The 14,284-nt window shown below is 52.4% G+C and carries 14 protein-coding genes and 1 pseudogene; 10 read left to right on the top strand and 5 right to left on the bottom strand.

All coding sequences use genetic code 11. The annotated features are described in order from the left end of the window. Positions 1-294 precede the first annotated feature (294 nt). The 7 genes from acnB to GBC03_25205 all read left to right on the top strand — a co-directional run bounded on the left by acnB (position 295) and on the right by GBC03_25205 (position 7,867). A complete protein-coding gene (gene acnB, locus GBC03_25235) occupies positions 295-2,892 on the top strand; it encodes a bifunctional aconitate hydratase 2/2-methylisocitrate dehydratase (GenBank protein QFS73274.1) in 2,598 nt (865 codons plus the stop codon). Positions 2,893-3,066: 174 nt separating this feature from the next. Next, complete coding sequence (locus GBC03_25230) at positions 3,067-3,429, top strand: UPF0231 family protein (GenBank protein QFS73273.1); 363 nt, start codon at positions 3,067-3,069, stop codon at positions 3,427-3,429. A gap of 181 nt (positions 3,430-3,610) precedes the next feature. Further along, entirely contained in the window at positions 3,611-4,564 is a 954-nt protein-coding gene (locus GBC03_25225; GenBank protein ID QFS73272.1) for a 2-keto-3-deoxygluconate permease 1, read from the top strand. Next, positions 4,561-5,832, top strand: coding sequence for a D-threonate kinase (locus GBC03_25220; protein ID QFS73271.1), 1,272 nt, complete (start codon positions 4,561-4,563; stop codon positions 5,830-5,832). Before GBC03_25225 ends, GBC03_25220 begins: the two co-directional genes overlap by 4 nt. After that, complete coding sequence (locus tag GBC03_25215) at positions 5,822-6,805, top strand: D-threonate 4-phosphate dehydrogenase (protein QFS73270.1); 984 nt, start codon at positions 5,822-5,824, stop codon at positions 6,803-6,805. Before GBC03_25220 ends, GBC03_25215 begins: the two co-directional genes overlap by 11 nt. A gap of 9 nt (positions 6,806-6,814) precedes the next feature. Then, positions 6,815-7,582 carry a DeoR family transcriptional regulator gene (locus GBC03_25210; GenBank protein QFS73269.1) on the top strand — a complete coding sequence of 256 codons (768 nt, stop codon included), beginning with the start codon at positions 6,815-6,817 and terminating at the stop codon, positions 7,580-7,582. A 39-nt stretch (positions 7,583-7,621) separates the two neighbouring features. Further along, positions 7,622-7,867 carry a DUF2543 family protein gene (locus GBC03_25205; GenBank protein ID QFS73268.1) on the top strand — a complete coding sequence of 82 codons (246 nt, stop codon included), beginning with the start codon at positions 7,622-7,624 and terminating at the stop codon, positions 7,865-7,867. A 201-nt stretch (positions 7,868-8,068) separates the two neighbouring features. Here GBC03_25205 and GBC03_25200 read toward each other — a convergent pair whose 3' ends face one another. Further along, positions 8,069-8,878, bottom strand: a complete 810-nt coding sequence (locus GBC03_25200; protein ID QFS73267.1) for a chaperonin — start codon at positions 8,876-8,878, stop codon at positions 8,069-8,071. 194 nt (positions 8,879-9,072) lie between these two features. Then, the gene (locus tag GBC03_25195) at positions 9,073-9,516 is read right to left on the bottom strand and encodes an NUDIX domain-containing protein (GenBank protein ID QFS73266.1); all 444 of its coding nucleotides are present in this window, start codon (positions 9,514-9,516) and stop codon (positions 9,073-9,075) included. A gap of 7 nt (positions 9,517-9,523) precedes the next feature. Here GBC03_25195 and GBC03_25190 point away from each other — a divergent pair. Continuing rightward, positions 9,524-9,655: pseudogene (locus tag GBC03_25190) on the top strand (alpha/beta hydrolase). A 73-nt stretch (positions 9,656-9,728) separates the two neighbouring features. Here the strand turns inward: GBC03_25190 and speD are convergent. The 3 genes from speD to GBC03_25175 all read right to left on the bottom strand — a co-directional run bounded on the left by speD (position 9,729) and on the right by GBC03_25175 (position 11,857). After that, positions 9,729-10,523, bottom strand: a complete 795-nt coding sequence (gene speD, locus GBC03_25185) for an adenosylmethionine decarboxylase (GenBank protein ID QFS73265.1) — start codon at positions 10,521-10,523, stop codon at positions 9,729-9,731. 15 nt (positions 10,524-10,538) lie between these two features. Then, positions 10,539-11,405, bottom strand: a complete 867-nt coding sequence (gene speE / locus GBC03_25180; protein QFS73264.1) for a polyamine aminopropyltransferase — start codon at positions 11,403-11,405, stop codon at positions 10,539-10,541. A 104-nt stretch (positions 11,406-11,509) separates the two neighbouring features. Continuing rightward, a complete protein-coding gene (locus tag GBC03_25175) occupies positions 11,510-11,857 on the bottom strand; it encodes a hypothetical protein (protein QFS73263.1) in 348 nt (115 codons plus the stop codon). A gap of 165 nt (positions 11,858-12,022) precedes the next feature. On the opposite strand from GBC03_25175, the gene cueO reads away from it, so the two are divergent. Next, positions 12,023-13,582 (top strand): multicopper oxidase CueO, encoded by a 1,560-nt coding sequence (cueO, locus tag GBC03_25170; protein QFS73262.1) that lies wholly within the window; start codon positions 12,023-12,025, stop codon positions 13,580-13,582. A gap of 163 nt (positions 13,583-13,745) precedes the next feature. Then, a complete protein-coding gene (locus GBC03_25165; GenBank protein QFS73261.1) occupies positions 13,746-14,267 on the top strand; it encodes a hypothetical protein in 522 nt (173 codons plus the stop codon). The last annotated feature ends 17 nt before the right edge of the window (positions 14,268-14,284 follow it).

The raw sequence follows: 14,284 nt of genomic DNA, 5'->3' as shown, positions 1-14,284 counted from the left end.
TCTTGGGATCGGTACAGCAGAGTGATTATAAGAATGCGAAATAGTGTGACGATTCGTAACAGCGATTAATTCCCCGTTTCTGAAATCGAAAAGGGCATTAGACCATCCTTAACGATTCAGCCACTTTTTTATGTTGCTTTTTTGTAAACAGATTAACACCTCACTAAAATCCTGTTATTCTGCCCATTGCGGTACCGGGCATTTACCCTACAAACTGCTGTCTCACAGGAGCGTGAAGAGAATCGCCCATCGATAAAGCGCCGCACTATGACAATGAGAGCGAGGAGAACCGTCGTGCTAGAAGAATACCGTAAGCACGTAGCAGAACGTGCCGCCGAGGGGATTGTGCCCAAACCCTTAGATGCAACCCAAATGGCCGCGCTCGTCGAGCTGCTGAAAGCACCGCCTGCGGGCGAAGAAGAATTCCTGTTAGACCTGTTGATCAACCGTGTTCCCCCAGGCGTCGATGAAGCCGCCTATGTCAAAGCGGGTTTCCTCGCAGCCATCGCTAAAGGCGAAACAACTTCCCCACTGATTACGCCTGAAAAAGCGATTGAATTGCTCGGCACCATGCAGGGTGGTTACAACATCCATCCGCTGATCGACGCCCTGGACGATGCAAAACTGGCGCCGATTGCCGCCAAAGCGCTCTCCCATACTCTGCTGATGTTCGATAACTTCTATGACGTAGAAGAAAAAGCCAAAGCGGGTAACGAATTTGCGAAGCAGGTGATGCATTCCTGGGCTGATGCCGAATGGTTCCTGAGCCGTCCGCCGCTGGCTGAAAAAATGACCGTCACCGTCTTCAAAGTGACCGGTGAAACCAACACCGATGATCTGTCTCCGGCGCCGGATGCCTGGTCTCGTCCGGATATTCCACTTCACGCGTTAGCAATGTTGAAAAACGCCCGTGAAGGCATTGAGCCGGATCAGCCTGGCGTAGTGGGTCCGATCAAACAGATCGAAGCCCTGGCAAGTAAAGGCTATCCGTTGGCTTACGTCGGTGACGTTGTCGGTACCGGTTCTTCGCGTAAATCTGCCACCAACTCCGTGTTGTGGTTTATGGGCGATGACATTCCGCACGTGCCGAACAAACGCGGCGGCGGTCTGTGCCTCGGCGGTAAAATCGCACCTATCTTCTTCAACACCATGGAAGATGCGGGCGCGCTGCCAATCGAAGTTGACGTCAGCAACCTGAATATGGGTGATGTGATTGACGTTTACCCGTTCAAAGGTGAAGTCCGTAACCATGAAACCGGCGAACTGCTGGCGAGCTTTGAACTGAAAACCGACGTGCTGGTAGATGAAGTGCGCGCGGGCGGTCGTATTCCGCTGATCATCGGTCGCGGTCTGACCACCAAAGCGCGTGAAGCGCTGGGCCTGCCGCACAGCGACGTGTTCCGTCAGGCGAAAGATGTGGCGGAAAGCAACCGTGGTTACTCACTGGCACAGAAAATGGTCGGCCGTGCGTGCGGCGTAGCCGGTATCCGTCCGGGCGCGTACTGCGAACCGAAGATGACCTCCGTGGGTTCCCAGGATACCACCGGCCCAATGACCCGTGACGAACTGAAGGACCTGGCGTGCCTGGGCTTCTCTTCTGACCTGGTGATGCAGTCTTTCTGTCACACTGCGGCTTATCCGAAGCCGGTTGACGTCACCACGCACCACACGCTGCCGGACTTCATTATGAACCGTGGCGGTGTGTCGCTGCGTCCGGGCGATGGCGTGATCCACTCCTGGCTGAACCGTATGCTGCTGCCGGATACCGTCGGTACCGGTGGTGACTCCCACACCCGCTTCCCGATCGGGATTTCCTTCCCGGCAGGTTCAGGCCTGGTCGCGTTTGCTGCTGCGACCGGCGTGATGCCGCTGGACATGCCGGAATCGGTACTGGTGCGCTTTAAAGGCAAAATGCAGCCGGGGATTACCCTGCGCGATCTGGTACACGCTATTCCGCTGTACGCGATCAAACAGGGTCTGCTGACCGTCGAGAAGAAAGGCAAGAAGAACATCTTCTCTGGCCGTATTCTCGAAATCGAAGGTCTGCCGGATCTGAAAGTCGAGCAGGCGTTTGAGCTGACCGATGCTTCCGCCGAACGTTCAGCAGCAGGATGTACCATCAAGCTGAACAAAGAGCCGATCGTTGAATACCTGACCTCCAACATTGTTCTGCTGAAGTGGATGATCGCGGAAGGCTACGGCGACCGTCGTACGCTGGAACGTCGTGTGCAGGGCATGGAAAAATGGCTGGCGGAACCTGAACTGCTGGAAGGCGATGCGGATGCTGAATATGCCGCAGTAATCGACATCGATCTGGCCGATATCAAAGAGCCTATCCTGTGCGCGCCAAACGATCCGGATGACGCGCGTCTGCTCTCTGATGTTCAGGGCGATAAAATCGACGAAGTGTTCATCGGTTCCTGTATGACCAACATCGGTCACTTCCGTGCGGCCGGTAAGCTGCTGGATGCGCACAAAGGTCAATTGCCGACGCGTCTGTGGGTGGCACCGCCAACCCGTATGGATGCGGCACAGCTGACCGAAGAAGGCTACTACAGCGTCTTTGGTAAGAGCGGTGCGCGTATTGAAATCCCGGGCTGTTCACTGTGCATGGGTAACCAGGCGCGTGTGGCAGACGGGGCGACGGTGGTATCAACTTCCACGCGTAACTTCCCGAACCGTTTAGGGACCGGTGCGAACGTCTATCTGGCGTCTGCGGAGCTGGCGGCGGTTGCGGCACTGATCGGCAAACTGCCGACGCCGGAAGAGTACCAGACCTATGTGGCGCAGGTCGATAAAACGGCAGTCGACACCTATCGTTATCTGAACTTCGACCAGCTTTCTCAGTACACTGAGAAAGCAGACGGTGTGATTTTCCAGACAGCGGTGTAATGCGCTAACGCATTTCGCGTAAAAACGCATCAATGCCCGGAGAAGCGCGCTTCTCCGGGCATTTTTATTTCCATTCCTTATACGCGATCCGCTTTTTTTCTGCGCCCAGGCTGCGATAATTAAAACAAGGCGCAATGCGGTAATGGCGCATTGCCGGGAGCAGAGGATTACATTATGGATTACGAATTTCTGCGCGATGTTACCGGAGTGGTCAAGGTGCGCATGTCCATGGGTCACGAAGTGGTCGGGCACTGGTTTAATGAAGAAGTGAAAGAAAACCTGGCCCTGCTGGACGAAGTGGAACAGGCGGCACACGCGGTGAAAGGCAGCGAACGTTCCTGGCAACGGGCGGGGCACGAATATACGCTCTGGATGGATGGCGAAGAGGTGATGATCCGCGCCAATCAGCTGGAGTTTACCGGCGACGAAATGGAAGAGGGGATGAGTTACTACGATGAAGAGAGCCTGTCGCTGTGTGGCGTTGAGGATTTTCTTCAGGTGGTAAACGCATACCGGGAATTTCTGCGTCAATCCTGAGTTATTTCAATCATCAATGAAGCCGGGCGTCTGCGTCCGGCTTTTTTTTTGCAGAAAAATGATTGGTTGATTTTTATTAATCATTTTAAAACTGTGATCTGGCGCGTTTGTGATCTAAAATTGATTAAATATAATCGCTATGATTTTTTTTAATCACAACATAACAACAGGCGGGAAGACCATGAACATCAAAAAGGCAATAGAACGCATACCCGGCGGCATGATGGTCGTGCCATTGGTTATCGGTGCCATTATTAATACCTTTGCCCCGCAGGCGCTGGAAATCGGCGGCTTTACCACCGCGCTGTTTAAAAACGGCGCTGCGCCGTTGATCGGCGCATTCCTGCTGTGTATGGGCGCAGGGATCAGCGTAAAAGCAGCGCCTCAGGCTTTGCTGCAAGGGGGCACGATCACCCTGACCAAGTTGCTGGTGGCCATCGCGATCGGCCTGGGGGTTGAACACCTGTTCGGAGCGGAAGGGATCTTTGGCTTAAGCGGCCTGGCCATTATTGCCGCCATGAGCAACTCGAACGGGGGGCTGTACGCGGCGTTAGTCGGTGAGTTCGGCAACGAACGTGATGTCGGCGCAATCTCTATTCTGTCTCTTAATGACGGTCCGTTCTTTACGATGATCGCGCTGGGTGCCGCAGGGATGGCCAACATTCCAATTATGGCGCTGGTGGCGGTACTGGTTCCCCTGGTGGTCGGCATGATCCTCGGTAATCTCGATCACAACATGCGTGACTTCCTGACCAAAGGCGGACCGCTATTGATTCCGTTTTTTGCCTTTGCGCTCGGCGCCGGCATCAACCTTGAAATGCTGTTGCAGGGCGGTCTGGCGGGCATTCTGCTTGGTGTACTGACCACGTTCATTGGCGGTTTCTTTAACATCCGCGCAGACCGTCTGGTGGGAGGAAGCGGGATTGCCGGAGCGGCAGCCTCCAGTACCGCCGGTAACGCCGTCGCGACGCCACTGGCTATTGCCCAGGCCGATCCTTCATTGGCGGAAGTCGCCGCCGCTGCCGCGCCGCTGATTGCCGCCTCCGTGATTACCACTGCGATCCTGACCCCGATCCTCACCTCGTGGGTGGCCAAAAAGCAGGCGCGTCAGGTTGCTCAGGAGAATAAAGCATGAAAATGATCGTTATCGCCGATGATTTTACGGGCTCTAACGATACCGGCGTGCAACTGGCAAAAAAAGGCGCACGTACGGAGGTGATGCTCACCCCGGCACAGAAGCCTTCACGGCGTGCCGATGTGCTGGTTATCAACACAGAGAGCCGGGCAATCCCAGCGGCGCAAGCCGCGCAGGCGGTTCAACAGGCGTTAGTCCCCTGGTGTGAAGGGGCCGCCACGCCGCTGGTGTATAAAAAAATCGATTCTACGTTTCGTGGCAACGTGGGGGCCGAGGTAACTGCGGCGATGCGCGCCGCCAACCGGAAACTGGCCGTGATTGCCGCAGCAATCCCCGCCGCAGGGCGCACGACGCGTGATGGACTGTGCCTGGTCAATGGAACACCGCTACTGGAGACTGAATTTGCCAGCGATCCCAAAACGCCGATTATCTCTTCGCGCATTGCGGAACTGGTCACGCTGCAAAGTGACATTCCGGTGCATGAAGTGTCGCTCGACGATGTCCGACAGGGACGACTGAGCGCGCGGTTAGTCGCTTTCGCGGCAGAAGGTGAGTGCATGGTGGTAGTGGATGCGGTTGATGACCGCGATTTGTCGCTGATTGCGCATGCCGTCTGCGAGCAGGAGGTACTGCCGTTACTGGTCGGTGCCGCCGGGCTTGCCAATGCCCTACCCGTCAGAATGTTCATGCAGGAAAAGCAGGAGCTTCCGGTGCTGGTTGTCGCGGGTTCGATGAGTGAAGCCACGCGGCGTCAGGTAGACAAAGCGCTGTGTCAGGACAGGGCGAAGGTTGTCGATATCGATGTTTCACGGTTGGCCTCTGCCCATTTCGAACAGGAAATTGCGTCCGTCGTGGAGCAGGCCTGCACGCTGTTGAGCCGCCAGCACCATACGATTTTACGTACCAGCCGGTGTGCGCAAGACCGGCAGATGATCGACACGCTGTGTGCCAGCGTGGGGATGCGTCGTCAGGCGCTTGGCGAACGGTTGAGCCAGCGTCTTGGGACAATCACGTTGCACATTATTGAGCAGGCGCGCATTGGCGGTCTGTTCCTGACCGGGGGGGATATCGCGACCGCTGTTGCCAGTGCGCTGGGGGCGGAAGGCTATCGCATTCAACGCGAGGTGGCCCCCTGTATTCCGTGCGGAACGTTTGTGAACAGCGAGATTGACGATCTGCCGGTGATCACCAAAGCGGGCGGATTCGGCTCCGACAGTACCCTTTGTGATGCGCTTTATTTTATTGAGGAGATGTACAGTGGTAACTAAAACAATTGCGATTACGATGGGCGACCCCGCGGGGATCGGTCCGGAAATTATTGTTAAAGCGCTCAGCGAAGATGAACTTAACGGCGCGCCGCTGGTGGTGGTGGGATGCCTGCAAACTCTGAAGCGGCTGCAGGCCAATGGTCTGGCTGAAGGCGTGACGTTCCGCGCCATTACGCGGGTTGCGGATGCCCGATTCGCGCCTGGCATCATTCATGTGATTGATGAACCGCTGGCGCAACCGGAGGCGCTGGAGCCGGGCAAAGTACAGGCGCAGGCGGGCGATCTGGCCTATCGCTGCGTAAAACGGGCGACGGAACTGGCGATGAAAGGCGACGTCCACGCCATCGCCACCGCACCGTTGAACAAAGAAGCGCTGCATCTTGGTGGACACAATTTCCCGGGACACACCGAGCTGCTGGCGACGCTGACGGAAAGCCGCGATTACGCGATGGTGCTTTATACCGATAAGCTGAAAGTCATTCATGTTTCCACCCACATCGCCCTGCGTAAGTTCCTCGATACCCTGAACGGTCAGCGTGTGGAGACCGTGATTGGCATCGCTGATACCTTCCTCAAGCGCGTAGGGTATGCGCATCCACGTATTGCGGTGGCAGGGGTGAACCCGCATGCCGGTGAGAACGGATTGTTTGGCGATGAGGAGATTCGCATTGTCGGACCGGCGATTGAGCACATGAAGGCGAAGGGGATGGCGGTTTATGGCCCATGCCCGCCGGATACGGTGTTTTTACAGGCGTATGAAGGTCAATATGACATGGTGGTGGCGATGTACCACGACCAGGGCCATATCCCGCTGAAGCTGCTGGGTTTTTATGATGGCGTCAATATCACGGCGGGTTTGCCGTTTATCCGCACCTCTGCCGATCACGGAACGGCGTTTGATATCGCCTGGACGGGAAAAGCAAAATCTGAGAGCATGGCCGTATCGATTAAACTGGCAATGCAACTGGCGTAATTTCCTGTTATGAAAGGACAACACCGTCTGGATAAGATTGTGGCGTATTTGAAAAATCATACGCTGGTTACCGTGGAGCAACTGGTGGATGCCGTTGATGCATCTCCGGCAACGATACGACGCGATCTGATCAAACTGGATGAACAAGGTGTGATCAGCCGCAGCCACGGCGGTGTTGCGTTACGGCGCTTTGAACCTGCACAACCGACGACTAACGAGAAGCAACTGCGATCGCCCGCTGAAAAAAGGGCGATTGCGCGTTATGCGGCTTCGATGGTACATGCGGGCGATGCCGTGGTGCTCGATGCCGGCACCACCATGCTGGAGCTGGCAAAATGTTTAACCCATCTTCCTCTCAGAGTGATCACCGTTGATCTGCATATCGCCCTGTTTTTATCCGAGTTTCGCCAGATAGAGGTCACGATTGTCGGTGGGCGGATTGATGATAGCAGTCAGTCCTGTATCGGCGAGTTTGGCCGCAAAATGCTGCGCAGCGTCTACCCGGATATCGCCTTTATGAGCTGTAATACCTGGAGTATGGAAAAGGGCGTGACCACGCCGACAGAGGACAAAGCGGGGCTGAAGCAGGAAATTATCGCCAACGCCCAACGTAAGGTGTTACTCGCCGACAGCAGCAAATATGGCGCGCATTCCTTGTTTAATGTTGCTTCGCTCAGTCGCTTTACCGACGTTGTGACCGATGTTAATTTACCGCAAGCCGTGCAGGCCGAACTGAAGGCGCAATCCGTCGCCCTGACGCTGGTACAGCCTGAGTAACACCGTAACCGACGTTGGGATAACCCCAGGAGATGAGTGATGGGTAATGAAATACCGCTGAAATATTATGACATTGTGGATGAGTATTCGACGGAGTGTGCGAAACCCGTAGAGGATTCAGAACGTGAACCCCTGGCGCTCTATTTTCAGCTACTGATTACGCGTTTGATGAATAACGAAGAGATCAGCGAAGACGCGCAACAAGAGATGGCCAGCGAAGCCGGCATTGATGCGCTTCGCATTGATGAGATCGCGGAATTCCTTAATCAATGGGGGAATGAATAGTCCCCGTTGAGGTCTATTTGGATAAGGACACGCAATGATGTTCGTCGTGTCCGCGCTTCTTAAGTGTATTAGCTCAGATTTGACCTGGCACCGCTATGGCACAGATCTAAACCTAATCTGACAGGCGGCTCTGTACCAAGAGCGGACATTATAGATGGTATATGTAGAAAGTGAACATGCGTCGATTGTATGATTTAGCAGTCACTTAATTATTGGATAACTCACACAAGTATGGCCGTTGCTTATAGCATACATTTGGTTTCCCTTAAGATTTACAAATGGAAATGTCGTATACTCATAATTTATAGAGGTCATATTAAATGTAAGGAATTTATCTTCAAGATCTAATTTTGTTGAGTGGGCAGGGTATGTTCCTTCATTTTTCATTGTGATAATAAAACCGATAGGGAAAAAATGTAAAGCACAAATAAATGCCACATGTCCTTCGTTCATAAATGCTACACTTTGAGCGGATATGTGCATTCTGTGTGGGTAGAACCAGTAGTAAATATCATGAGTCTCCTCAAAACTTGGATTTTTACCCAATACATAATCCTTTAAAGGTGTATAGAAGGGGCTATCTACGGGTTCTTTTTTACAATCTTCAACGGAAGTTGCTGATAATACGTGTCCAATCATAGCCTTAGTGAAAGATATGCTATCAAAAGGTATTCTAATGAATGGATATACATTCATACCATTCATATATTGACTCAACTGTTCTTTAAAGGAGTTTGCTACATTTTCAATTGCAACATCGAGCCCACCCAACACCTTATTGTTGCAGTGGCTGCAAATAGTTCTGAAATAAGAACCGTTTTTAGCATTTAATGGTTTAACTGGTTCCTGAGTATTAAAAAATTCGCTAACTGTTTTCTGAAGGACAGGACCTAAGGTTATGGCGCACTTTGGAGGGACATGATCTTTTGTGAGCAAGTCATATTTTCCACAAATATTGCAATAACCTTTAGTAATGCCATTGTGCTTCCATCGTTCACTAATTTTTGTCATTTTTATTCCTTCAGTAGCATAAGCTATCTATACCTTTTTTAATCCTATCAAAGATACAACTTAATGTCAGGAAATGATAATGTTTACCTAAGTGATACAATTAACTTCAACTCGTAACAGTCCGCTTCTCGCTCACAGCAGACTGTCAGATTTGATTGTGTGCTGCCAGTGAAAACTGTCAGATCAAGTTTGAGCTAATACATCTCAAGTACCTCGATGATTAACTCGCGAGGAAATACGGTCTCTTTTGTTTCCCTGAGCTCTTCTATCGACCACCAGTGCTGCCCGCGAATCACTTTTTGTTCATTGCCACTCCATCCGGAGTCATCGGTCTCCTGACTTTCTACACGGATAATGAAGAAACGTTCATCTGCCAGTACGGTCTCTCCGTTAGGTAACATCATGGTGAAGGTTTGGGAGGCAATTTGCGGCCCAGCGGATCCTCTTATCAACCCTGTTTCTTCACGCAGCTCCCGTAATGCGGCGTGTTCAAACGTTTCCATTTCCTCAACGCCGCCACCCGGTGTTGCCCAGTAGGTACGTCCGCTCAGCGCATCATCTTCATGATGAAAACGAAAAAGCAGAACCCTGTTCTCGGAAGAGAGAATAATAAGTCGTGATGATGGACGCGTACGCATTATGTTTCCTTACAGTGACTTTCAGTATGTCAGCGATAGGGGGATGTCTGTCGCCATCGTGCCAGAAGCCGGACATTCAATGTCCTGGGAAAATCCGTCGGCACTGGCGGCTGTGTTACACCGTCTATTGAGCCAATGACAGCCTCTTTTCAGAGACCGGCTGATTCTATTATTTCAAGTTCAGGAGCGCCGACGCGCTCCTGATGGTTTTCTTAAACGCCCGGAATATTGCGCGCGTAGTAAATCTCACGCATCTCTTTCCATAGCGCAGCGGTAATCTCTTTACGCTCTGCCTCAGTTAACTCTTCCGGCCGGGTGTGGAACATGTAGTGCTTAAGATCGAACTCTTTGAGCAGCATTTTGGTATGGAAGATATTTTCCTGATACACGTTCACATCCACCATGTCATACAGCGACTTCATATCTTCGGACATAAAGTTCTGGATGGAGTTAATCTCATGATCGATAAAGTGCTTCATCCCGTTGATATCACGGGTAAAGCCGCGCACGCGGTAATCGATGGTCACGATGTCGGATTCAAGCTGGTGGATCAGGTAATTCAGCGCCTTCAGCGGGGAAATCACGCCGCAGGTTGAGACCTCAATGTCGGCCCGGAAGGTGCATAATCCGCCTTCCGGGTGGCTCTCCGGATAGGTATGCACACAGATATGGCTCTTATCGAGATGGGCGACCACCGCTTCCGGCAACGGGCCGGGATGCTCGGTTGTATCAATAAGTCGTGGATCGACAGGTTCTTCGCTCACCAGAATAGTGACGCTGGCACCCTGAGGTTCGTAATCCTGACGGGCGATGTTCAGGATATTGGCGCCGATGATGGAGCAGGTTTCTGACAGAATTTCGGTCAGGCGGTTGGCGTTGTAGAGTTCGTCGATATAGGCGATGTATCCGTCGCGCTCTTCGGCGGTTTTGGCATAGCAGATATCGTAAATACAAAAACTCAGACTTTTGGTCAGATTGTTAAAACCATGCAGTTTCAGTTTTTTCAATTTCTTATCTTCTCCTTAGGACGACGCTGTCGCCAGCGCATCTTGCAGATACTGAGGTAAGGCAAACGCTGCCGTGTGGATTGCCGGGTTGTAATAGCGACACTTCAGGCCGGACGAGTGAAAACGCGCCTGAATGATTTCGGTCGACAGATGGCGCAGCGCTTCATTATCCGTCGCCCACGCGAAGGTCATTATGCCGCCGTAGTAGGTTGGGATCGCCGCCTGGTAGAAGCCGACATCGGCAAAGTAATGGCTGAGCTTGCGGTGGCTGTCGAGGGCTTCATCCTGTTGCAGGAAGCAGACGCCGTTCTGAGCGACAAAGATCCCACCTGGATTCAGGCAACGCTTGCAGCCTTCGTAGAATGCCGAGGTGAACAGACTCTCGCCGGGGCCGATCGGATCGGTGCAGTCGGAGATGATCACATCAAACGTGTTCTGTGTCTGGTTGACGAAATTCACGCCGTCGTCGATCACCAGCGTAAAGCGTGGGTCGTCATAGCTGCCGGCATTGTGGTTGGGTAAATACTGGCGGCAGAACGAGACGACGCCCGCATCGATTTCCACCATCGTGATGGTTTCGATGTTTTTGTGCCGGGTGACTTCACGCAGCATCGCACCGTCACCGCCGCCAATAATCAGCACGTGCTTTGCATGACCGTGAGCCATCAACGGAACGTGAGTCATCATCTCATGATAAATAAATTCATCGCGCTCTGTGGTCTGCACCACGCCGTCCAGCGCCATCACGCGACCAAAGGCGGCGTTTTCAAAAATGATGAGATCCTGATGATCGGTCTTCTCGTGATAGAGAATATTATCGACGGCAAAGTACTGCCCAAACTGGTCGTGTAGCGTTTCGTGCCACTGTTTTTTTTCGGCCATGGGGTGATGCCTCCTTTGTTAACACCCGTAAAAAAAGGGCGCAACATCATAGCTAACAATGACCGTTGATGCACGGTCATTATTTCAGCAATATGGACGGGAGGTTATTTGACGTAAGCCAGCAGGCTCAGGGAATCGCGCGCCAGCGCTTTGCATTTTTTTGCAACAGGAATACCGATGCCGCTTAAATCGCGATAGCTGTCTTCGCCAAGGGCTTTCATATCGAAGGTGTCGTAGTTGCTGAGGTCCCACTGGTTTTGCTGAGCAAAAAAGACCAGTGCGCGACGAATCTGCCCGTTGGGTAAATTCTGGTAGCCGCAGTCATTTTTCAGAAAGACAAAAACGGCCGTCAAATCGGCCATATCTTCGGCTTCAGATTCACTAAGCGCATAGCTATTTGCGCATACGGCCATCAGGCTGCCGAACAACACGGTTCTGAAAAACGTCTTCATTGCTTCTACCACTGCATCACGGAAAGTAAACGTTAGCATACTGGAGGCGAAGCGACGACTTTTATTATGTATTAAGTCATATTCCTGGCTTGACCTTGCCGTAAGGGGAGGGTCTATGCTCAGAGATTAGCTTTATTTCGCCTGCAGCAAAATAAGGAAATAATTATGCAACGTCGTGATTTCTTAAAATATTCTGTGGCACTGGGGCTGTCGTCAGCCTTACCGCTCTGGAGCCGCGCCGTCTTTGCCGCCGAACGCCCCGCACTACCCATTCCCGAACTGCTTACCGCCGACGCGCGTAACCATATCTCGCTGATGGCGAAGACTGGCCAGTCGACCTTCTTTGGAAAAACGGCAACCACCTGGGGCTATAACGGCAATCTGCTCGGGCCCGCGCTGAAGCTGCAAAAAGGCAAGGCGGTAACGGTGGATATCCATAACCAGCTTAATGAAGAGACCACGCTGCACTGGCATGGACTGGAAGTGCCGGGTGAAGTGGATGGCGGGCCGCAGGGGATTATCCCGGCGGGCGGGAAGCGTACCGTCACGTTTACGCCGCAACAACGGGCGGCGACCTGCTGGTTTCACCCCCATCAACATGGGAAAACCGGGCGTCAGGTGGCAATGGGCTTAGCGGGTCTGGTTCTGATTGAGGATGAAGAGATTCACAAGCTGCTGCTCCCGAAGCAGTGGGGGATCGACGATGTACCGGTCATCGTGCAGGACAAACGGTTTAATGCTGCCGGGCAGATTGATTATCAGCTTGATGTGATGGCGGCTGCCGTAGGCTGGTTTGGCGATACGCTGCTGACCAACGGAGCCCTTTATCCTCAACATGCTGCGCCGCGTGGCTGGCTGCGTCTGCGCTTGCTCAACGGCTGTAACGCCCGTTCACTCAATTTTGCTGCCAGCGATCAACGTCCATTGTACGTCATCGCCAGTGACGGTGGATTGCTGGCGGAACCGGTAAAAGTCAACGAACTGCCCGTGCTGATGGGCGAGCGTTTTGAAGTGTTGGTGGACGTCAGCGACGGTAAACCGTTTGATCTGTTGACTCTGCCGGTTAGTCAGATGGGGATGGCGATTGCGCCGTTTGATAAGCCGCATCCGGTCATGCGTATTCAGCCGATTGCCGTAAACGCCTCTGGTACATTGCCGGACACTCTCAGCGTAATGCCCGCGTTGCCTTCCGTTGACGGGCTGACGGTGCGTAATCTGCAACTGTCAATGGACCCGATGCTCGACATGATGGGAATGCAGTCGCTGATGAAAAAGTACGGCGACCAGGCGATGAGCGGGATGGCGCACGGGCAGATGCAGGGACATATGGGCAACATGCAGCACGGTGACATGGGTCATATGAATCACGGCGGTCAATTTGATTTCCACAATGCCAATAAGATTAACGATATCGCTTTTGATATGAACAAACCGATGTTTGCGGCGAGCAGAGGAACGGTTGAACGCTGGGTGATTTCTGGCGTGGGCGATATGATGCTGCATCCGTTCCATATTCACGGCACGCAGTTCCGTATTTTGTCTGAGAATGGTCAGACACCAGCAGCACATCGTACGGGCTGGAAAGATACCGTTCGGGTGGAAGGCGGCATTAGCGAGGTGTTAGTAAAATTTGAACACGCTGCGCCGAAAGAACACGCCTATATGGCGCATTGTCACCTGCTGGAGCATGAAGATACCGGAATGATGTTAGGCTTTACGGTATAAGCGGTACGGAGGGCGATTCTGTTTTTTTCGGATATCGCTCTCCAATAGAGATAGGAATAATACCATTCTCATCTGTAATCTCTGAAAATAGATTTTGGTCGTTATCTTTACAGATGTCACCGGATATACTTGCGCAAACTAATCGTGAACTCTGAGGTGAAAAATGGATATTTTCCGTAAAATGGTGGCAGCATCTTTTGCTATGTTAGTGGCGATTTCAGCCCATGCTGGAATGGACATGGAGCGTAAAAACTTTCCTGAGCTGAAGTTAAGCATTGAAATTCCGCAAACGCTAACGCCAATGTCGGCTGAAATGGCGAAAATTAAGTATCCGTCCGAGAATCGTCCACAGATCATTTATGGCGATGAAAGAGGTAAAGTCTCTCTGGGTGTGACTGCTGGCCGCAGCGCGCTGCCAGCCGCACAGGTGGATATGATGAAAGATGCGTTGCTGAAAATGTTAGCCAACTACAAACCGGAGGCAGAATCGGTTACGGTTGACGGGCATAAAGCATGGTTACTGACTTTCCGCTCCCAGGCCGCAGACAGTGAAATTCTGAATCTGATGCTGATTACCAGCGAAGACAATAAAGCCGTCCAGGTCGCCTTTAATATGACGAAGGATTTGGTTGATCAGTATCAGGATGTTGCAAAAGCGTCGCTAATGTCGCTGAAGTTTGACTAATCATTATTGCTGAATAT

It is taken from the genome of Citrobacter telavivensis, assembly GCA_009363175.1.
Classification (GTDB): Bacteria; Pseudomonadota; Gammaproteobacteria; order Enterobacterales; family Enterobacteriaceae; genus Citrobacter_A; species Citrobacter_A telavivensis.
The sequence above is the reverse complement of the archived record's forward strand: the minus strand, read 5'-3'. Positions and strand labels throughout refer to the sequence as shown.

Coding starts and splice junctions, on each gene's coding strand:
- GBC03_25230 (QFS73273.1), top strand. CDS start 3,067: ATGGATTACGAATTTCTGCGCGATGTTACCGGAGTGGTCAAGGTGCGC.
- GBC03_25225 (QFS73272.1), top strand. CDS start 3,611: ATGAACATCAAAAAGGCAATAGAACGCATACCCGGCGGCATGATGGTC.
- GBC03_25220 (QFS73271.1), top strand. CDS start 4,561: ATGAAAATGATCGTTATCGCCGATGATTTTACGGGCTCTAACGATACC.
- GBC03_25210 (QFS73269.1), top strand. CDS start 6,815: ATGAAAGGACAACACCGTCTGGATAAGATTGTGGCGTATTTGAAAAAT.
- GBC03_25205 (QFS73268.1), top strand. CDS start 7,622: ATGGGTAATGAAATACCGCTGAAATATTATGACATTGTGGATGAGTAT.
- GBC03_25200 (QFS73267.1), bottom strand. CDS start 8,878: ATGACAAAAATTAGTGAACGATGGAAGCACAATGGCATTACTAAAGGT.
- GBC03_25195 (QFS73266.1), bottom strand. CDS start 9,516: ATGCGTACGCGTCCATCATCACGACTTATTATTCTCTCTTCCGAGAAC.
- speE (QFS73264.1), bottom strand. CDS start 11,405: ATGGCCGAAAAAAAACAGTGGCACGAAACGCTACACGACCAGTTTGGG.
- GBC03_25175 (QFS73263.1), bottom strand. CDS start 11,857: ATGAAGACGTTTTTCAGAACCGTGTTGTTCGGCAGCCTGATGGCCGTA.
- cueO (QFS73262.1), top strand. CDS start 12,023: ATGCAACGTCGTGATTTCTTAAAATATTCTGTGGCACTGGGGCTGTCG.
- GBC03_25165 (QFS73261.1), top strand. CDS start 13,746: ATGGATATTTTCCGTAAAATGGTGGCAGCATCTTTTGCTATGTTAGTG.